The 19,525-nt window shown below is 69.3% G+C and carries 14 protein-coding genes; 7 read left to right on the top strand and 7 right to left on the bottom strand.

What is annotated here, in order from left to right; translation table 11 throughout:
• Positions 1-19: 19 nt before the first annotated feature.
• Positions 20-3,481, bottom strand: a complete 3,462-nt coding sequence (gene metH / locus MJ797_RS13725) for a methionine synthase (protein WP_374582177.1) — start codon at positions 3,479-3,481, stop codon at positions 20-22.
• Between the two features lie 311 nt (positions 3,482-3,792).
• Between metH and MJ797_RS13720 the strand changes: the two genes are divergently transcribed.
• The gene (locus MJ797_RS13720; protein ID WP_239334769.1) at positions 3,793-4,635 is read left to right on the top strand and encodes a PAC2 family protein; all 843 of its coding nucleotides are present in this window, start codon (positions 3,793-3,795) and stop codon (positions 4,633-4,635) included.
• Here MJ797_RS13720 and MJ797_RS13715 read toward each other — a convergent pair whose 3' ends face one another.
• The 5 genes from MJ797_RS13715 to MJ797_RS13695 all read right to left on the bottom strand — a co-directional run bounded on the left by MJ797_RS13715 (position 4,636) and on the right by MJ797_RS13695 (position 9,080).
• Positions 4,636-5,490, bottom strand: a complete 855-nt coding sequence (locus MJ797_RS13715; RefSeq protein WP_239334767.1) for a hypothetical protein — start codon at positions 5,488-5,490, stop codon at positions 4,636-4,638.
• Complete coding sequence (mshC, locus tag MJ797_RS13710) at positions 5,490-6,746, bottom strand: cysteine--1-D-myo-inosityl 2-amino-2-deoxy-alpha-D-glucopyranoside ligase (RefSeq protein ID WP_239334765.1); 1,257 nt, start codon at positions 6,744-6,746, stop codon at positions 5,490-5,492. The genes MJ797_RS13715 and mshC overlap by 1 nt, the downstream gene beginning before the upstream one ends.
• A gap of 248 nt (positions 6,747-6,994) precedes the next feature.
• Complete coding sequence (locus MJ797_RS13705) at positions 6,995-7,921, bottom strand: SCO1664 family protein (protein ID WP_239334763.1); 927 nt, start codon at positions 7,919-7,921, stop codon at positions 6,995-6,997.
• A 174-nt stretch (positions 7,922-8,095) separates the two neighbouring features.
• Positions 8,096-8,815, bottom strand: coding sequence for an MSMEG_4193 family putative phosphomutase (locus MJ797_RS13700; RefSeq protein ID WP_239334761.1), 720 nt, complete (start codon positions 8,813-8,815; stop codon positions 8,096-8,098).
• Between the two features lie 22 nt (positions 8,816-8,837).
• Positions 8,838-9,080, bottom strand: coding sequence for a hypothetical protein (locus tag MJ797_RS13695; RefSeq protein ID WP_239334759.1), 243 nt, complete (start codon positions 9,078-9,080; stop codon positions 8,838-8,840).
• Between the two features lie 167 nt (positions 9,081-9,247).
• Here MJ797_RS13695 and MJ797_RS13690 point away from each other — a divergent pair, with 167 nt between their 5' ends.
• Both MJ797_RS13690 and MJ797_RS13685 read left to right on the top strand, forming a co-directional pair.
• On the top strand, positions 9,248-11,380 hold the full coding sequence (locus MJ797_RS13690) for an AAA family ATPase (protein ID WP_239334757.1): 2,133 nt from the start codon (positions 9,248-9,250) through the stop codon (positions 11,378-11,380).
• A 61-nt stretch (positions 11,381-11,441) separates the two neighbouring features.
• A complete protein-coding gene (locus tag MJ797_RS13685) occupies positions 11,442-13,298 on the top strand; it encodes a hypothetical protein (protein WP_374582175.1) in 1,857 nt (618 codons plus the stop codon).
• On the opposite strand, the gene MJ797_RS13680 is transcribed toward MJ797_RS13685, so the two are convergent.
• Positions 13,256-14,716, bottom strand: coding sequence for a glycosyltransferase 87 family protein (locus MJ797_RS13680; protein WP_239334753.1), 1,461 nt, complete (start codon positions 14,714-14,716; stop codon positions 13,256-13,258). The genes MJ797_RS13685 and MJ797_RS13680 overlap by 43 nt on opposite strands.
• Before the next feature lie 213 nt (positions 14,717-14,929).
• On the opposite strand from MJ797_RS13680, the gene MJ797_RS13675 reads away from it, so the two are divergent.
• The 4 genes from MJ797_RS13675 to MJ797_RS13660 all read left to right on the top strand — a co-directional run bounded on the left by MJ797_RS13675 (position 14,930) and on the right by MJ797_RS13660 (position 19,522).
• A complete protein-coding gene (locus tag MJ797_RS13675; RefSeq protein WP_239334752.1) occupies positions 14,930-16,423 on the top strand; it encodes an NAD(P)/FAD-dependent oxidoreductase in 1,494 nt (497 codons plus the stop codon).
• A 33-nt stretch (positions 16,424-16,456) separates the two neighbouring features.
• Positions 16,457-18,049 carry a glycosyltransferase family 39 protein gene (locus tag MJ797_RS13670; RefSeq protein ID WP_239334751.1) on the top strand — a complete coding sequence of 531 codons (1,593 nt, stop codon included), beginning with the start codon at positions 16,457-16,459 and terminating at the stop codon, positions 18,047-18,049.
• Between the two features lie 10 nt (positions 18,050-18,059).
• Positions 18,060-19,265: a hypothetical protein gene (locus MJ797_RS13665; RefSeq protein ID WP_239334750.1), complete on the top strand. Its 1,206-nt coding sequence runs from the start codon at positions 18,060-18,062 to the stop codon at positions 19,263-19,265.
• Positions 19,266-19,327: 62 nt separating this feature from the next.
• Positions 19,328-19,522, top strand: a complete 195-nt coding sequence (locus tag MJ797_RS13660) for a DUF5703 family protein (RefSeq protein WP_239334749.1) — start codon at positions 19,328-19,330, stop codon at positions 19,520-19,522.
• The last annotated feature ends 3 nt before the right edge of the window (positions 19,523-19,525 follow it).

Raw genomic sequence — 19,525 nt, 5'->3', positions numbered from 1 at the left:
CCCTGAATATCAGGTCGCGTCAGGTCGCGAAGTACTTTGCCTCGGGATGGTGCGCGATGATCGCGGAGGTGGACTGTTCCGGCACGAGCTGGAACTCCTCGGACAGCTCCACACCGACCCGTCCCGGATCGAGCAGTTCGAACACCCCGACCTGCTGCTCCAGATCGGGGCAGGCCGGGTAGCCGAAGGAGTAACGGGATCCGCGGTAGTTCTGCCGAAAGACCCCGGTGAGATCGTCGGCATCGGCGGCGCCGACGGGCGTGCCATCCGGTAGCAGCAGTTCGGAGCGGACCCGCTTGTGCCAGTACTCGGTCAACGCCTCGGTGAGCTGGACCGAGAGCCCGTGCAGCTCCAGGTACTCCCGGTAGGAGTCGGCGGCGAACAGCTCGGCCGCGGCCGCACTGATCCGCCGGCCCATGGTGATGATCATAAAGGGGACGACGTCCACCTCGCCGGATTCCTCCGACCGGTAGAAGTCGGCCAGGCACAGCCGGCGGTCCCGGCGCTGGCGCGGGAAGCTGAAACGGGCCCGCTCGCCACCGTCGGCGGACAGGACGATCAGATCCTCGCCCTTGCTGACACACGGGAAGTACCCGTACACGACGGCGGCTTCCAGCATCTGTTCGGAGGCGATGCGGTCGAGCCACATCCGCAGCCGAGGACGTCCCTCGGTCTCCACCAGTTCCTCGTAGGACGCTCCTTCGCCGCCGCGGGTGCCGCGCAGCCCCCACTGGCCGAGGAAGGTCGCCCGCTCGTCGAGGAAGGAGGCGTAGTCGGCCAGCGGGATGCCCCTGACGATCCGGTCCCCCCAGAACGGTGGCACCGGCACGGGGTTGTCGATCGCCACGTCCGAACGCGGCGGCAGCTCGGCCACGGGCTCTCCCGCGCGGGACGCGGCCCGCGTGGCCTTGATCCGTTCGGTGCGCTCCCGGCGGGCGCGGCGTTGCGCCATGTGCGGGTCGTCCCCGAGTGGCGGCGCCTCGCCCCGTTTGGCCGCCATGACCGCGTCCATGAGGGACAGTCCCTCGAAGGCGTCCCGGGCGTAACGGACGTCGCCCTCGTACAGCTGGGCCAGGTCCGCCTCGACGTAGGCACGGGTGAGCGCGGCGCCACCGAGCAGCACCGGCCAGGTGGCCGCCACCCCGCGGGCGTTCATCTCCGCGAGGTTCTCCTTCATGACCACGGTTGACTTCACCAGCAGCCCGGACATGCCGATGGCGTCGGCGGTGTGCTCCGCCGCCGCGTCCAGGATCGCGCTGATCGGCTGTTTGATCCCGAGATTGACCACGGTGTAACCGTTGTTCGACAGGATGATGTCCACTAGGTTCTTGCCGATGTCGTGGACGTCGCCCTTGACCGTGGCCAGTACCAGCGTGCCCTTGCCGCGGCTGTCGGTCTTCTCCATGTGCGGCTCGAGGTGGGCGACCGCGGCCTTCATGACCTCCGCGGACTGCAGGACGAACGGCAGCTGCATCTGGCCGGAGCCGAACAGGTCGCCGACGACCTTCATACCGTCGAGCAGGGTGTCATTGATGATTGCCAATGGGTCCCGCGACCGCATCGCCTCGTCGAGATCGGCTTCCAGGCCGGTCCGCTCACCATCGATGATCCGCTGCTTGAGCCGCTCGTCCAGCGGCAGGGCGGCCAGTTCCTCGGCCCGGCTCGGCCCACCTCCGCCGCTCTCGATACCGGCGAACAGGTCCAGAAAACTGGTCAGCGGGTCGTAGCCGTCCCGACGCCGGTCATAGACCAGATCGAGCGCGACCGCACGCTGCTCATCCGGGATGCGTGACATCGGCAGGATCTTCGAGGCGTGCACGATCGCCGCGTCCAGCCCGGCGCCGACGCACTCGGCCAGGAACACCGAGTTGAGCACCACCCGGGCCGCCGGCTTCAGGCCGAAGGAGATATTGGACAGCCCGAGGATGGTCCGCACGTCGGGATGGCGTCGTTTGATCTCCCGGATGGCCTCGATGGTGGCGGCGCCGTCACCGCGTGACTCCTCCTGCCCGGTGCCGAGGGTGAAGGTCAACGCGTCGATGAGGATGGCGGACTCGCTCATCCCCCACTGCCCGGTCAGGTAGGTGATCAGACGTTCGGCCACCCGCACCTTCCACTCGACCGTGCGGGCCTGGCCCTCCTCGTCGATACACAGCGCCACAACGGCCGCGCCGTGTTCGCGAATGATCGGCATGACGGTGGCGATGCGAGACCCTGGCTCCGCACCGTCTTCGAAGTTGACCGAGTTCACCACCGAGCGCCCGCCGAGGCATTCCAGCCCCGCCTCGATAACCGCGGGCTCGGTGGAGTCGAGCATCACCGGCAGCGTGGATGCGGTGGCGTAGCGGCCGGCGACCTCCCGCATGTCGATGCTGCCGTCCCGGCCGACATAGTCGACACAGACATCGATCATGTGTGCGCCCTCACGGATGGCGGTGCGGGCGATCTCGATGATGTCGTCCCATCGGCCGTCGATCAATGCCTCGCGGAAGGCCTTGGAACCGTTGGTGTTGGTGCGTTCGCCCACCATCAGCACCGAGGTGTCCTGGCGCAGCGGCACAGCCTGGTAAAGCGATGCCGCGGCGGCTTCAGGGGCTGGTCGCCGTGGGGCCACGCCCCGGCCGGAGATCCGTTCGACGACCTGGCGCAGGTGTTCGGGCGTGGTCCCGCAGCAGCCGCCGACCAGCACGGCGCCGTAGTCACGGGTGAAGGTGTCCAGCGCGTCCGCGAGCTCGGCCGGGGTCAGCGGGTAGGTGGCGCCGTCGCGGCCGAGCACCGGTAGGCCGGCGTTCGGCATGACCGAGAGCCCGGCCCGGGCGTGCTGGGCCAGGTGACGCAGGTGTTCGCTCATCTCGGCCGGCCCGGTCGCGCAGTTCAGACCGATCAGGTCGATGCCGAGCGGCTCAAGCGCCGTGAGCGCGGCGGCGATCTCTGAACCGAGTAGCATCGTCCCGGTCAGTTCCACGGTGACCTGCGCGATGAGGGCGACCTGCCGGCCGGCGGCGGCCATCGCGCGGCGCGCCCCGATGATCGCCGCTTTTGCCTGTAGGAGGTCCTGCGCGGTCTCCACCAGGACGGCGTCGACGCCCCCCGCGAGTAACCCGGCGACCTGCCGCTGATAGGCGTCCCGCAGCGGTGGGAACGTGATGTGCCCCAGCGTGGGCAGCTTCGTCCCAGGGCCTACCGAGCCGAGGACGAACCGGGGATGGCCGGCCGTGCTCCAGAAGTCGGCAGCTTCACGGGCGATCCGGGCGCCGGCCTCGGCCAGTTCCCCGATACGGTCAGCGATGCCGTACTCTCCGAGATTGGCGAGGTTAGCTCCGAACGTGTTCGTCTCGACTGCGTCACACCCGACAGCGAAGTAGGCGTCGTGTACTGCCCGCACCACATCTGGACGGGTCACGTTCAGGATCTCGTTGCAGCCCTCGTGGTTCTCGAAGTCGTCGAGGCTGAGATCAGCGGCCTGCAGCATCGTTCCCATGGCGCCGTCGGCTACCAGCACGCGCTCAGCCAAGGCGGACAGCAGGTCTTCTCGCACCGGGAAAGCGTACCGGTAGTGCCCGTGTCAATCGCGGTGGTGACCCATGGCCATCATCGTGTTTGCCCGGATCACCAGCCATTTGGCCGGCGTGGCCGCGGCCTGTCGCCCGGCGGAGCGAGGCGGGTCGGGCCGGCCAGCGGGTACTGCTGGAACAGCGGGTCGCAAGGATCCACCGGCACGTACCAACGTAGGACGTACCGTTGCACTGTCACGGGGGCAGTGGGCCGCCGCGGGGCGGCAGGAGGTGGCAGGTGATCGAGTTCTCCGGTGTCGGGCAGCTAAGGTCGCCGATCGTAGTGGCTGCCTTCGAGGGGTGGAACGATGCCGCGGACGCGTCGTCCGCGGCTGTCGAACATCTGGAGTCGGCATTCGACGCGAAGGTGATCGGTGCCATTGATCCGGATGACTACTATGACTTCCAGGTCAACCGTCCTACGGTGAGTGGGATCGACGGCGCGTCGCGCAAGATTTCCTGGCCGACGACACGCCTGTCGGTCGCCCGTCTCGACCGTGGTGACAACGATCTGGTCCTGATCCGTGGTCTTGAGCCGAACATGCGCTGGCGGGGTTTCACCGAGGAGCTGATCGAGGCGGTCCACGCGCTCGGCAGCGAGATGGTGATCAGTCTCGGCGCGCTGCTCGCGGATTCTCCGCACACCCGCCCGGTGCCGATCAGTGGCACCGCCGGGGACCCGGCCACCGCTGCCCGTCTCCGGCTGGAGCCGTCGAAGTACGAAGGCGCCACGGGCATCGTCGGGGTGTTCGCGGAGGCATGCGCCCGCGCCGAGCTCGCGTCGGTGTCCTTCTGGGCCGCTGTCCCCCATTACGTGGCGAACCCGCCGTGCCCGAAGGCGACGCTGGCCCTGCTACGGCGGGTCGAGGACCTGCTGGACATGGAGATCCCCCTGGGTGACCTGGCCGAGCGGGCCCGGGCGTGGGAACGCCAGGTGGATGAGCTCGCCGCGGGCGACAGCGAGGTTGCCGAATACGTCCGTGCGCTGGAGTCGAGGGAGCCCGAGACCGAGCTGCCGGAAGCCAGCGGGGACGCGATCGCCCGTGAGTTCGAACGGTACCTGCGGCGGCGACGCCAGTGACTACTCCTCGACGATCTCAGCATCGATGATGTCGTCTTCGCCACGGTACGCCGGTCGGGTGCTACTCGCCGTGGTCGACGCCCGGATGAAGAAGCTGGCTCCGGCCGTGTCCGGTGCCGAGCCGCCGGCCGGATGCTTATGCGCCACGGGTTCATGGGCGCCATGACTGTACGTCACGCTTTCGTCCGCGCTGTGCACCTCCGTCGGCATATATGCTCCGGGCTGCTCGGACGGCTGCGCGGGCCCGGTAGCGGCCGTCGTCCCGGCGCGAGCCAGGTCCATGACCGCACGGTCGATCTCACTGGAGCCCATCAGGCTCCGCACGCGCAGCAGCGCGCCGAGCACCTCACCCTGCTGGTGCCGTAGCCCCTCGAGGATCCCCGACACCCGCTCGATCTGTGTCTCGATCTCCTCGCAGCGTTGCCGGGCACGCTGGCGCGACTCCTCGACCGCGTCGAGGAGCAGTTTGTCCGCTTGCTCACGAGCCTTGCGCACGATCGGGTGGTTGGCGGCGGCGTCCTCGACCGCCTCCTCCAGCGCCTGCTCCGCGATGCTGCGGGCACCTGTGACGATCTCGTCGGCTTCCTGCTGGGCGATGGTCAGCATGAGGCCGATCCGCCCGCCTGCCTGCGCGGCGAACCGGTCGGGCAGGCGCGTCTCGTCCTCGCGGCGGCGGCGGTCGGCCTGCAGCGCAGCCTCGGCCGCGGCCGCTCGCCGCGTCACCTGGCTGGCATACCGCCACAGCGTGGCCAGGTACTCCTCAACCTGACGTGGATCATAACCCCGCGCCACCTCATCGAACCTCGGCCGTTCGGCGTCGGTGCCGGTGTCGGCCCGGCGGTAGTCGGCACCCATCAAACTGAACTTCCTCCAGCCATGATCGGCTCAACGTCCACCCCGAGTAACGAGTCGATGATTGCACGCGCCAGAGCGGGGGCCTGCGGGTCATCGCCTCCTGTGCTGAGCGCTGCGCTCGCCCAGCGGTCGACAGCGGCGACAGCGGCCGGCGCGTCGAGATCATCGGCCAGGTGCTGGCGCACATCGTCGAGCAGCGGCCGGGTATCCGGGCCACGCTCGTGACCGATCGCGGCTTGCCAGCGGGCCAGCCGCTCGCGGGCGAGGCCCAGCAGCGAGGGAGCCCACTCCCACTCGGCCGTGTGCCGGTGGCCGAGGAGCGCGATCCGGATCACCGCCGGTGGCACGCCACGGACCAGCAGCCGGGACACGAACTCCAGGTTCCCTCTCGACTTCGACATCTTGTGACCGTCAAGGTGGACCATGGCGGTGTGCACATGGGTACGCGCGAACGGCCGGACACCGCTGGCCACCTCCGCGTGGGCAACGCCACATTCGTGGTGCGGAAACATCAGGTCCGTACCACCGCCCTGGATGTCGATCCGCTCCCCCAGATGGGCCAAGGCGATCGCGGCGCACTCGATGTGCCAGCCCGGCCTGCCCGGCCCGAACGGCGACGGCCATGCCGGCTCGCCAGGGCGCTCCGCCCGCCACAGCAGGGGGTCGAGCGGATTCCTCTTGCCGGGGCGGGCGGGATCGCCACCATTGCCGGCCGCCCGGTCGACCATCATGTCGTGGCTCAGATGGGAGATCTCGCCGAAATGGGGAGCCGCCCTGATCGGGAAATAGATGTCCCGGTCCACCTCGTAGGTGGCGTCCCGGCCGCGCAGTTTCTCGATGAGTTCGATGACCAGCGGGATCGACTCGACCGCTCCCACATATACCGTTGGTGGCAGGATGCGCAGCGCGGTCATGTCCGCCCGGAACAGGTCGATCTGGGTTCGGGCGATCTCCCGCCAGTCCTGGCTGTCCCGCCTGGCGCGTTCGAACAGCGGGTCGTCGACGTCGGTGACGTTCTGAACATATCGGACGTCGTGGCCGGCGTCCAGGAGAACCCGCGCAAGGAGATCGTAGGTAAGGTAAGTGAACGCGTGCCCGAGATGCGTCGCGTCGTACGGGGTGATCCCACAGACGTACATACGGGCTGTCGGCCCGGCCGCGAGCGGGCGCACCGATCCGGTGGCCGTGTCGAAAACCCGGAGCGGGAATCCTCGGCCGGGAAGCCGAGAGCGTGCGGGGGCCGGCCAGGATTGCATGCGTGCCAGCGTAGCCGGGTCTGTGTCAGACGGGCCCAATTGCCGTAAGAGCGACCGACAAGAAGGGCGTGGATCAAAGAGCGGGGCTGGGGTGCGTGTATCGCGAGGCGGCGGAGGGAGTCACCGGAGGTGTTGGGTGGCGACCGACGAGCCGGGGTACCCGTGCATCGCGCAGCGATGGATGGGGAGCGATGCGGTGAGGTGCGTGCCCCAGCCCCGCGACGCCGCGCCCCTATTGCCGGTCGCTCTTAGAACGGCGGCCAGGGGATAGGCGGCCAGTCGCCGGACGGAACCGGAAAGCGGCGTTCAGTCAGCAGCTTGTCGATCCGAGCGCGCAGGCTCTCGATCTCCGTTTGCGTGAGCAGGCCGACGAGTGCCGTCGCGAGCCGGCCAGGCGATTCCGCTTCTGGGGCCTCCGGCGACGCGAGAGGATCATTGTCGCGTCGCCTTTGGCCATCTGATTCCGCTTTTGGGGCCTCCGGCGACGCGAGAGGATCATTGTCGCGTCGCCTTTGGCCAGGTGGCTCCGCTTCTGGGGCACTGAGCGCCACCCGCAGGCAGGCCAGCAGTTCCACCTCGTCGGCGCGCAGCCGCTGCCCCCGCCACGTCCACAACAGCGTGCGCAACTTGTTCTCGGCATGAAAGGTCACTCCGTGGTCGATGCCGTAGATCCGGCCGGACGGGCCAGGCAGCAGGTGACTGCCTTTGCGGTCGGCGTTGTTGACCACGGCGTCGAACAGCGCGATTGCCCGCAGCTGAGGATCATCGGAGCGGGTCAGCGCAACCAGGTCGACGGTCTCGTCGGTATCGATCCACAGTTGGACCATGCCCGCGCCGAAAGGGCCGTCCCGCAGCACCGTGGGTGGCACAATCCCCGCGCCGGTCGCCTCGGAGACCAGATAGGCGGCCTGTTCACGGCCGGCGAGCGTCCCGTCGGGAAAGTCCCACAACGCACGCTCGCCACGGACCGGCTTGTAGACGCAGTGCCCGACGACACCATCGTGGCTGATCTCGCAGTACAGGGTCGCGTTACTGGCGTCGACCAAGCGGCCCGTGACGGTTATCGCGCCGGCACACAGGAGCGCAAGGGCGCCGGCCGCGTCGAGCCCACCCGCGTCAATCGGCTCGAGCGGCGGACGTTCATCGGGCGCAATGCCGGAAACAGACTCACTCACGTCTCTTAGTCTCGCCGCCCGTTCATGACCCCCACGGTCCGCGGCCCCTGAAAGAACTCATGAGGAGCCGTGACCGCGCGTTGAGACCGCCTGGCACCCTCGCGACGCACACGCCCCAACCCCGCTCTCTGCCCCCACCCTCCTGCCGCCGGGCGCTCTTATTGGTCATATTGATCATTCGGCCGTTCCGGCGCCGCCACCGACGATGGCGTCACCGTCGGTCGCGCCATCGGCAGTGCGTGGAGCTGGCAGCAGGTCCGCGACCCCGTCACCCCGGTCATTCACCCTTATCACGAACGGCCGGCGTTCGGTATAACGGATGACCGTCAGCGAACAGGGATCCACCGAGATGCGCTGAAAAAGATCCAGGTGCATGCCCATGGCGTCCGCGATGATCGCCTTGATCACATCGCCGTGGGAGCACGCCAGCCAGACGGCGTCCGGCCCGAGTCTCGCGTTCCAGTCGCGGATCGCGGTGACCGCGCGATGCGCGGTATCACGCAGGGCCTCTCCCCCGGACCCGGGGAAAACCACCGCGCTCGGGTGCTCCTGGACAGTCCGCCACAGCGGATCAGCGGCCAGGGTCTTCATCTCCTGGCCCGTCCAGTCGCCGTAGCGGCACTCCCCCAGCCGGTCGTCGAACGTGATGCTACGTGCCTGGTCCGTACCGTCCGCGGGTTCGGGCCGCTGGGCTCCGATAGCCGCGGCGGTTTCCTGGCAGCGCTGTAGCGGGCTGGACACGATCGCGGCAAGCGGAACCGGCGCGAGCCGGCGCGCGAGCGCCCGTGCCTGTTCCCGGCCCCGGTCGTCAAGACCGACGCCCGGGGTCCAGCCGAGCAGGACGGTGCCTGTCACGGCGGTAAGACCATGGCGGACGAGCAGGACGGTGGTCATCGGGCACCCACAGAGCGGATCGTCATGGGATGGCCGCAACGGCTCCGGTGGCCACCAGGAGCCGGACCCGGCTGCCCAGCGCCACCCGGTAGGTGACAGACACCAGCGTGCTGTGGTGGGCGAGGAATCTCAGCGGGCCGGCTATGGAGGCGTAACCCCCGGCAGCGGCGAGGACGGCGGCAAGGAGCGCCGGAGCCACGCCCACGCCCAGGCATTCCGTCAGCCCCCGCACAGTGCCCAGCACAACGGCTTCCAGCATGTTCAACGGCAGTCCCCTCCACAAGCGGCGTCGAACGGTGAACGGGAAGCCCAGTGGCTTGAGGGGTGTACGATCACGATCTTTTGATCGTCTGCTCAGCCGTCCCGGGAAGCATAGCCCGACGCATCGAACTGATCGAACGGCGACTTCCGAAACAGCCGTAGGCTGCCGGCATGCAGGCCGAGACAGTGCCGACTGACCAGCCTTCCGGCGTGGCCCCGACCGAGGTGCCGCTGGCCGATCCTGCCGTCGTCTTCAGCGCATTCTGCGCGGCGGGACTGTGGCCGGGGCTCGGCCGGACAACCGCTGCTCGGCTCGCCGATGCCGGGATCCGCGGCCCGGCGGACGTTGAGGTGACCCGGCTGGCAGCGGTCGAGGGTGTCACCCCCGCCCGGGCCCAGCGGCTGGTCGACTCCTTTGCCGCCGCTGAAGGCGCCTACCGCGCGGCCGAGCTGCTGATTGCGGCTGATCTGCCGGCACGCCTGGTGCGCGGGCTGACTGACGAGCTCGGCCCGGGGGTCGCGGACGCGTTACGCGCGGACCCCTGGGCGTTGCTTGCCGCGGGCGAGGCCGAACTCACTCAGGCGGACCGCCTTGCCCGCGTGGCAGGCGCGGGGCGCGACGACCCCCGGCGTGGCCCGGCCGTGATCGCCTATCTGCTCAGCCGGGCGGCCTTCCGCTTTGGCGACACCGCGGCACCGCTGGACACGCTCATGCGGGCCGCGGCCCGCGATGGTGTCGCGGATCCGGCCGCGGCGCTGCGCGCCGCGGTTGAGGACGGCCACGTGGTCATAACCGGTGAGCTGGCCGCGCTCGAGCGGTTCGCCGTGGCCGAACAGACACTGGCCGAAGGCATCGCGCGGCTGCTGGCCATCGCCGAGCCGCTGCGCCTGGGGAACACCCGGCCAGGGGGCGGGCGGCCGGCGTCGACGGCCCCCACGGGGCCGGATGCCCATCCGGACATGTTCGATGGTCTGGACGACGACGAGCCCGACGAGCCCGACCCGGCCGAGATCCCCGCTGATGACCGCGCACAGGACCCGGCCGGGGATGACCCCGAGGAAGATCTTGCCGCGGTCCTGGCCAGTCTTGACCAGAGCCAGCTGTACGCGGCCCGCACCGCTCTCGACATCGGCGTGAGCATGCTCACCGGCGGACCGGGGACAGGCAAGAGCCGAACCGTGGCCGCGGTTGTACGCCTCGCGCAGGCGGCCGGCGCGCGGATCGCCCTGGCCGCTCCGACCGGCCGGGCGGCCAAGCGGCTGGAGGAGCTGTGCGACTGGCCCGCGAGCACGTTGCACCGCCTGTTGCAGGCACAGGGAACCTCCGGGGCCTTCGCGCGGGACGGGGACAATCCCATCGAGGCCGACCTCGTCGTCGTCGACGAGGCGTCCATGCTCGACGCCGAACTCGCCGCCGCGTTGGTGGATGCCTGCGCCGACGGTACTCATCTGCTGTTCGTCGGAGACCCGGCCCAGCTACCGAGCATCGGCCCGGGCCGGGTGCTCGCTGACCTGCTCGACGCCGGGGTGGCGCCCGTCACCGAACTGCGGCGGCTCTACCGCCAGGCCGACGGCGGTGGGATCGCGACGCTCGCGATGGCGGTCCGCGCGGGTGAGCTCCCGCCACCACCTCGCGGACCGGACCGCGAGGTGGTGGCGGTTCCCGCCCGCAGCGCGGGGGAGGCAGCCCACCGGGTTGTCCAGCTCGTGACCGACTCCATCCCACGGGCGCTGGGGATCCCGGTGACCGACGTTCAGGTCGTGACTCCGGTCCACGGGGGCCCAGCCGGGACGGCCGCGCTGAACAAGGCGCTCAAGCAGGTGCTCAACCCCGGCGCGGGGGCAGCAGGCGGATTCGACGTGGGTGATCGGGTGGTTGCCACCGCGAACCATCTGGACGACGGGTTCGCCAACGGGGAGATCGGGGTGGTACGCGGTGTGGGCGACCGGGGCGCGCTCACGGTCGCCTTTCCCGGTGGGGATGTCGATGTCCCGGGCGGGGCTGTCGGGGATCTGCGGCACGGCTGGGCGGTCACGGTCCACCGGGCGCAGGGCAGCGAGTGGCCGGCCGTGGTGGCGGTGTTCCCGCCAGAAGCGGGACGGATGCTGACCCGTCCGTTGATCTACACCGCGTTGACCCGGGCCCAGCGCCATCTGTCGGTGGTGTCGGTGAGCGGCCCGGCGCTGCGGGGCGCGGTGCGCCAGGCCGGCGGCCGGCGCCGTAACACACTTCTTCCCGCCCTGCTCGCGCAGGAGATCGAGGCCGCGGTCGAGCCGGATGACTCCGCTGCTCAGGGCCGGTGAGCCGCCGCGCCGTGCCCGCGGTTCACCGGCCGGCCACGGCACGGCGCGTCGAGCGGCTGACATGGACGATCGGTCTGGTGACACTGTGGGTACCGTCTCGTTGGTGAGCACCGACCTTTCTGGGAGCCCGGTGGCGGACCTGCCCGCATCCGCGGCTGTGTCCGTCATGCCGGCCGTGGCGGCATCGACGGCGGCCGTCCCGTCCGCGGCACCGATCATCGATGCCGCGCGGTCACGCACCAGCGTCCCAAAACCGCGGGCGGAGGTTCACGGCGGGCATGACCTCGCGCGGCCGGGCGGTCAGCCGGCGCAGGTGCCGCGGCCGGGCGGTGCCAGCGGGCGGTCAGCGCCAGCCGGCTGGGCACCGCTGTGGGACCGGTGGATCCGCAGGCTGCTGATAGCCGTCCTGCTGGGTGCGATCGGGGCTGGCGCGTCCCTGCGGTTCGTGACGCCGAGCCACCTTTGGCTGGACGAGTCACTCACCGTCGAGATCTCTCGCAGACCGGTCGGTGGGCTGCTCGACGCACTGCGCCACGACGGTTCGCCGCCCCTGTACTACCTGCTCCTGCATATGTGGATCAGGCTGTTCGGAACGGGGGATGTCGCTGTCCGGGCGCTGTCGGGCATCCTGTCGCTGGGCACGCTGCCGGTTGCCTGGATTGCCGGTCGCCGGGTCGGCCGGGTGGCGGCGATGTTCGGCAGCGGTGACGCGGCCACGCCCGGCCGGGTGGGGACGGCGGCCCTGCTGCTGTTCGCGTGTTCTCCGTACGCGATCCGGTACGGAAGCGAGACCCGGATGTACTCGCTGGTGGTTCTGCTGGTGCTGCTGTTCGGGCTGGCGTTGGTGCGGGCGCTGGAACAGCCGTCCCGCCGCCGCCTGGTGCTGCTGACCGTGTCCACCGCCGCGCTGGTCTATACGCATTACTGGACGTTTCTGCTGGTCACCACGGTTGCGGTGTTCCTGGCGGTACAGACCCGGCGGCGGCCTTCCTATCGCCGCTCCGCGCTGTCCGCGCTGCTGGCGATGATTGCCTCGGCTGTGCTGTTCGCGCCCTGGATGCCGTCGTTCCTGTTTCAGATGCTGCACACGGGCACCCCGTGGGCGGCGCGGGTACAGGCCCAGGTGCTGCTGGACACGGTGTTCGACTGGGCCGGGCCGACGTCGACGGGTGCGCTGCTCGGAGTCGTTCTGCTCGGAGCCGCGCTGCTCGGCCTGACCGGCCGGCCGCAGGACGACGGGCTGCACATCGTCCCGACCGGGCGGCTGCCAGGACGCTACCTGGTCGCGTTGTGGCTGGTTCCGCTCGCCCTCGCCTACCTGGTCAACACCACGGGTGGCAGTGCCTACACGGAACGCTATACGGGGATATCTCTGCCGGCCTTTCTGCTGCTCGCCTCGCTGGGCATCGGCCTGCTGCCCGGACGGGTGCGGACAGCGATCATAATGATCGTCTGTGTGACAGGCCTGTCCGGCGGCTGGAACATGGCACGGCAGGAACGCACGCAGGCCGGGGAGATCGCGAATCGGATCTCAGCGCTGGCTCGGCCGGGGGACGTGGTCGCCTACTGTCCCGACCAGCTGGGCCCGGCGGTGTTCCGGGCCATCGAACGCCATGGCGATCCTGATCTCAGGCAGATCGTCTACGCGGACGCGAGCGGGCCTGCGCTGGTCGACTGGGTCGACTACGCGGCCCGGATGAGACGCGCCAGCGGTGCGGACTTCGCGGCCCGGGTGAACACCTTGGCTGGCCCCAGCCATGCCGTGTTCCTTGTGCGCGCGGACGGTTACAAGACCTTGGAAGGTGCCTGCGCGGTCGTTTCGGACCAACTTGCCGCTTTGCGTGACCGCACTCTCCAGGTCGACCGGCGCATGGTCTACGAGGGCGCCGCGCTGGAGCGTTTCTCCACGTTGCGTTGAACAGGCGCGGCTGGCGCTCCTGGGCCGCGCTCGCCCTGGGCGGCGAGCGCGGTCACCAACAGCGCCATCGGCAACGTGTAGTGGTTGAAATAGGACTGTTTGTTCATGACGTCCAACGTGAGCAGCACCACGCCCGCGCCCGCGCAGAACCCGGCGGCGTCGGCCCGCGCCCGCCAGGCGAGCCAGTAGGCAAGTATCAGCGCGGCCGCCACAGGCCCGAAACCGGTTGTGACTCCCGCGTGGGAGAGCACGCCGGGCACGGACAGCGCATCGCCGCGCACCGGATAGCGAAGATTGGTCATCACCGCGTCCCGCCAGAAGTCCGCCGGGCCGACGGCCACCCAGGGCAGGACGGCAGCCGCGGCGACGGCGACCGAGGCGAGCGTGCGCCTGGGCCCGAACGCCGGCCAGAACGCCGCGACCGGGACCAGCAGCGCCAGGTGCTGCTTGCTGGCGAGAGCCACAGCGAACGCGACGACCGCCCAGCGGGCCCGGCCCGCGGCCACCGCCCACACCATCACGCTGACGCATGCCGTGAGCAGCGGCTCCGTCCAGGACTGCTGAAGCGCGTACATGGATCCGGGAAAGGCCAGCACGAGCAGCGGCAGTGCGGGCGGGAGCCCGGTATCCCCCGGTGCGCCGTTGCGAGCCATGATCCGGCGGATGGCGACAGCTGTGATCACTGAGGCGAGCAGCAGGCCATAGCGGACGTCCGCGAGCAGCAGGCGGAAGGGCGCGAGGACGAGCGTCGTCCCCGGCAGATACGGGTAGACATCGAACAGCTGGTTCACCGGATACCCGGTGTGGCTGGGGGCCCACTGCTGACGGTACATGTCCGCGCCCGCGAACAGACCGTCGGCGGACACCTGGAGGAGGTAGAAGACATCGATACGCGGCCGCGGCGCCGCAATGATCATTGCAATCCCGGCGCCCGTCATGAGACCGACAACCGACCAGAAGCAGGATGGCGACACGAGCCACCGCGCTCCGGCGCGGTCACTCGGCACCCGGCGTAGCCACCACAGGATCGACCCCGCGGTGAGCAGCCCGCCGGCCACGCCGAGCGCGTCGGAGACGTCCGCCCACCCGCCGGCGGCGTAGTAGCGAGGCCGCATCGTCACACCGGCCGCGAGGACCGCGGCCAGCGTCACCCAGACCGCTCCGCGGCCAGCGCGGACATCCCTGCCGGCCATGTTGCCGACGACCACGTTGCCGACACCGACGAGCACCGCGCCCCACCCGGCCAGCACCAACGCCAACGGCCAGGGACCGCGCCCGTCGCCCGCGGCGATGCCCGCCGCGACGGCACACCAGCCCAGCAGCAGCGGACCCACCTTCCCGCCGGCCTGGAGATCGTGCCGAAACCACCCGGATGCGGTGGTCGGATTGTTCGCCCGGCCGGGTAGGAACGCAGCCATGACCCGCACCATGCCAGAAGCCTTACCCAGCCGCCGGGCTGACGCGGAACGGGTTCGGCCGGGAGATCGTGCCGGGCAATCGCGAGGGGGCGCGGGCAGGTGCCCGCCTGGCTCATGCCAGACTGAGAAGCCGAGCCGGACTATTGTCCACCGGCTTCTTGGTGTGTCGCGCGGATGACCATCGCGTGCGAAGTTGAGGAGAGGTCAGGCACAGTGGCCGAAAAGCCCGAGGTCATCGTTATCGGAGCCGGACCGGCAGGTCTAACAGCTGGCTGGGAGCTGGTGAAGCGGGACGTGCCCGTGACGGTCCTCGAAGGCGACTCGACGGTGGGGGGCATCAGTCGCACCGCGGAGCGTGAAGGCTGGCGATTCGACATCGGCGGGCACCGCTTCTTCACCAAGGTGCCCGAGGTCGAGGCCCTCTGGCACGAGATTTTGCCTGATGAGGACTTTCTGATGCGCCCGCGGTCGAGCCGCATCATGTACAACGGGAAACTATTCGATTACCCGCTGCGTGCCGGTAATGCCCTGCGCGGCCTCGGTGTGCTCGAGGCGGTGCGCTGCATCCTCTCCTACGGCTGGGCGCGGGTCCGGCCGCCCCAGGATCAGACGAAATTCGAGGGCTGGGTCGCGGCCCGTTTTGGCTGGCGCCTGTACGGGATCTTCTTCAAGACCTACACCGAGAAGGTGTGGGGGGTGCCGGCCAACACGATCGAGGCGGACTGGGCCGCGCAGCGTATCAAGAACCTCTCGCTGCTCAATGCCATCGTGAACGCGGTCATGCCGAAACGGAACCAAAAGGACATCGCCTCTCTCATCGAGGAGTTCCAGTACCCGAAACACGGGCCCGGAATGATGTGGGAGGCCGCGGCGGACAAAATCTCCAAGCGTGGCGGGAAGATCGTTTTTGAGGAGAAGGTCCGCAGGATTCACCATGCGGATGGCCGGGCCACCGGCGTGACCACCGTGGTCACCGGTGGGTACGGTCCCGGAGCGGGCGCGCCGGAGGCCTCCCGGACCGACATCGGGTCCGAGCACCACTACAGCGGAGACGAGATCATATCGTCGATGTCGTTTTCCTCGCTGATCCGGGTCATGGACCCGCCCGCCCCCGACCATGTGCTGGCCGCGGCAAACGCGCTGCGCTACCGTGACTTCCTCACCGTCGCGCTCGTGGTGCCCGAGTCCGCTGGTTTTCCGGACAACTGGATTTACGTGCACTCCCCCGAGCTGCTGGTCGGGCGCATCCAGAATTTCGCCTCGTGGTCGCCGTTCCTGGTGAAGGAGGGGCGCACCTGCCTGGGCATGGAGTACTTCGTGTTCGAGGGCGACGAGACCTGGTCGATGCCGGACGAAGACCTGATCGCGCTCGCCTCCAAGGAGCTCGCGCAGCTGGGTCTTGTCCCGGCGGACCAGGTGGAACGCGGTTTCGTGGTCCGCATGCCCAAGGCCTACCCGTTCTATGACGCGGACTACAAGAAGAACGTGGAAATCATGCGTGGCTGGTTGGCCGAGGCCACGCCAAACGTCCACCCGGTAGGCCGCAACGGTATGCACCGGTACAACAATCAGGATCACTCCATGTACACCGCGCTGCTTACCGTGCAGAACCTCGTTGACGGAGCCGAGCACGACGTGTGGGGCGTCAACGTGGAGGAGGACTACCACGAGGAGGTCTCTCCCGGTTACGCGAAGGCACCGCGTTAGCGCAGTCGCGGGAGCAGAAGGGGGGACTTGACCGTGACTGACGTGGCCGTGCGGCCGCTGGAGAACATCCCGGGGCCGGCCGCGGAGAGCCGGCCCCGCGCGAAACGGGCTGGCCTTGCTTTCAAGGCGGTACTTTTCGTTTTCCTTGCGGTAGCGGTGGTGGTGCGTTTTTCCGCCCGCCAGGCGTTGTGGCTGGACGAGGCGCAGAGTGTCGCCATTGCGCGGCTTCCGTTGACCGGGCCTGGCACGACGCTGTTCGACGGACTTCGCCAGGATGGCTCGCCACCGCTGTACTACCTGTTGTTGCACGGCTGGATCGAGCTGTTCGGCGTCGGCACGTTCGCGGTGCGGGCGCTGTCGGCCCTGATGAACCTGGCCGCTGTCGGGCCGCTGTTCCTGCTGGCTCGGCGGGTCGTGGGCGTCCGGGCCGCACGGGTCACCGCAGTGCTCTACCTCACCTCACCGTTCGCGTTGTACTTCGCCACCGAGACGCGGATGTACAGCCTGGTGGTGCTGCTGACCGCGGCTGGCGGACTGGCGCTGGAAGCCACGCTGCGGCGGCGCTCACCAGGCTCGGTCGCCGCGTTGGCGCTGTGTTCGGGCATGCTGGCGCTCACCCACTACTGGTGCTTCTACCTGCTGTTCACCGTGGCTGGCTGGCTTCTGCTGGTCCTGGCGAGGCCGCGGCCGGCATGGGGTGTCCGGGCGCCGCTGGTGGCGCTCGGTGGTATCGCCGCCGGGAGCCTTGTGTTCGCCCCCTGGCTGGGAGGTTTCTCCTACCAGATGGCGCACACCGGAACACCGTGGGGAGAACCAGCGACGTTCGCGGCGATCGCGCACGCCTACGGGCAGTGGGCAGGTGGTCCCACCACCCAGGGGCGGACACTGCTGTTCCTCATCACGGGGCTTGCCGCCGCCGGTGTCGCGGGCCGAGCGGTCGACGGCCGGTACGTGCTGTTCGACCTGAAGGGCATGGAGCCCGGCCGGACGCTGTTCCTCCTGGCCACCATGACGCTGTTCGTCGCCGTGGCCGCGGGGAAGGTGGTGGGCAACGCCTGGGCGGATCGTTACACCGCCACCGCGTTCGTTCCGTTCCTGCTGGTCATCGGGCTTGGCGCGACTGTCGCGGTGGACAGTCGGCTGTTCCGCGGGATCATCGTCGTGTGCGCGCTGCTCGGGCTCGTCGGTGGTTACGGCGACCTGTCCCGGACCCGCACCCAGGCGAGCGAGGCCGCGTCGGCGCTGGCACGTCTTGGCCGTCCCGGTGATGTGCTGCTCGTCTGCCCGGACCAGCTCGGCCCGGGACTCTCCCGCACCGTCCCGGCCTGGATGCACGTACATGTCGTTCCGACCTACGCGCCGCCGGACCGGGTTGACTGGACGGACTACCAGGAGCGCAACGCGAAGGCGAACGGTGTGATCGTCGCGGACAGGGCGCTCGCCGAGGCCGGCCCCGCCAACAACGTGTTCCTCGCCGGCTCAGGTGCCTATCGGACGTATGAGACCCTGTGCACTCAGGTCCGTGGCCGTCTCCAGGACAGCCGTCCGCGGGCTGACGAGGTCATGCGGCAGGGCACACCGGCCAGGGTGTGGGAGAACTTCACCCTCCTGCGCTTCCAGCCCTAGGGCGTGATGGTTGTCCGCGTCGCCGTCGCAACCGCGGGCCGCGCTCCACGTGCAGCCCCATCCCCATCCCCATCCCCGCCAGGGCACGCCGAGCACACGGGGATGGCGGACGCTGCCCCTGCGTGACATAGTCCTTGCCTGGTGTGCCACCCGGGTCGTCACTGGCGCGGCCTATGCCCTGGCCCGCTACATCACCGGGCAGCTTGGCGCGGGGCAGCCAGCCACGGGCAGACCGTTCACGCTGACTGGGCTGCTTGGCTGGGATGCCGGCTGGTACGCGGGTATCGCCGAACACGGGTATGCCGGAGCCGGCGGGCAGGGGCTGCGTTTCTTCCCGTTGTTGCCGCTGCTGGTCCGTGGGGCCGCCCTGCTTCCCGGGCTGGGCGGTCACACCGGCATCACGCTGCTGCTCCTCGTGAACGTGATCGCCCTTGTTTTTGTGACAGCCCTCGCCTGGCTGGCCAGGTATGAGGGCTTCGACGCGGCGGCAACGTCTCGCCTGGTGTGGTTGGCCTCGCTGGCGCCGCCCGCATTTGTGCTGGTCATGGGCTATACCGAGGCGTTGTGGGGGCTGCTGGCCGTTGGCGTGTTCGCGGGCCTGCGCACCCGGCGGTGGGAGCTCGCCGCCGCCTGCGGGCTGCTGGCGGGGCTGTGCCGTCCCGTTGGCATCCTGTTGGTCGTACCAGCGGCTGTCGAGACCGTTCGCGGGCTCGGGACAGCCGCTGTCGCGGAGCGGCTGCGGCGGGCGGCTGCGGTTGTCGCGCCCGCGGCCGGGTGCGCGCTGTTCGGGCTGTGGTCGTGGATCGCCTACGCGGACGCGCTGCTGCCGCTGCGGGTGCAACGGCAGCAGTCGTTGCATGGCAGCTCGTCGAATCCCGCCGCTGTGCTCTGGACGGCGGCCCGGGGAATCACCCACGGCGAAGTAGGCACCGGCCTGCACGTTCCATGGCTGGCGCTGTTCGCGCTGCTGCTCGTCATGATGGCGCGGACGCTACCGGCCTCGTACACGCTGTGGGCCGCCATGACGATGGCCGCCGTACTCACTGGTAGTAATCTTGATTCGAGTGAACGGTATGCGTACGGAACCTTCCCGTTCCTGTTTGTCGCGACCGCTCTTACCCGGCGTGATGATGTCTGGCGTCTTGTCCTGACGGTGAGCGCCGCGATGATGGTGGTGTATGCCGCGCTTGCGTTCCTTGGTCTTTACGTGCCGTGACAGGCAGGGTGAACCCGAGGGTTCGTCACTCTCACCGTCCACCGTGTCGTTACGGTGGCGCCATGGACGTGGAGTATCAACGTTTGTACCTACCGCCCGGAACTGATCGACTTCAGGCGCTGGCGGTACTCACCCTGCATGCCGAGTTCGGTGACTGGGAGCTGGAGCGGCTCCGCCTGTTGCCAGACGGTTCCCGGCGGGTGGTCCTGCGCCGCCCGCGGTGCCGGGGCGGGCTCCCCGGCTATCTGCCGACCTGAGAG

The organism is Protofrankia sp. CiP3, from assembly GCF_917627345.1.
Taxonomy (GTDB): Bacteria; Actinomycetota; Actinomycetes; order Frankiales; family Frankiaceae; genus Protofrankia.
The sequence above is the reverse complement of the archived record's forward strand: the minus strand, read 5'-3'. Positions and strand labels throughout refer to the sequence as shown.

Coding starts and splice junctions, on each gene's coding strand:
- metH (WP_374582177.1), bottom strand. CDS start 3,481: ATGGGAACGATGCTGCAGGCCGCTGATCTCAGCCTCGACGACTTCGAG.
- MJ797_RS13715 (WP_239334767.1), bottom strand. CDS start 5,490: ATGGGTGCCGACTACCGCCGGGCCGACACCGGCACCGACGCCGAACGG.
- mshC (WP_239334765.1), bottom strand. CDS start 6,746: ATGCAATCCTGGCCGGCCCCCGCACGCTCTCGGCTTCCCGGCCGAGGA.
- MJ797_RS13700 (WP_239334761.1), bottom strand. CDS start 8,815: ATGACCACCGTCCTGCTCGTCCGCCATGGTCTTACCGCCGTGACAGGC.
- MJ797_RS13690 (WP_239334757.1), top strand. CDS start 9,248: ATGCAGGCCGAGACAGTGCCGACTGACCAGCCTTCCGGCGTGGCCCCG.
- MJ797_RS13685 (WP_374582175.1), top strand. CDS start 11,442: ATGGACGATCGGTCTGGTGACACTGTGGGTACCGTCTCGTTGGTGAGC.
- MJ797_RS13680 (WP_239334753.1), bottom strand. CDS start 14,716: ATGGCTGCGTTCCTACCCGGCCGGGCGAACAATCCGACCACCGCATCC.
- MJ797_RS13660 (WP_239334749.1), top strand. CDS start 19,328: ATGGACGTGGAGTATCAACGTTTGTACCTACCGCCCGGAACTGATCGA.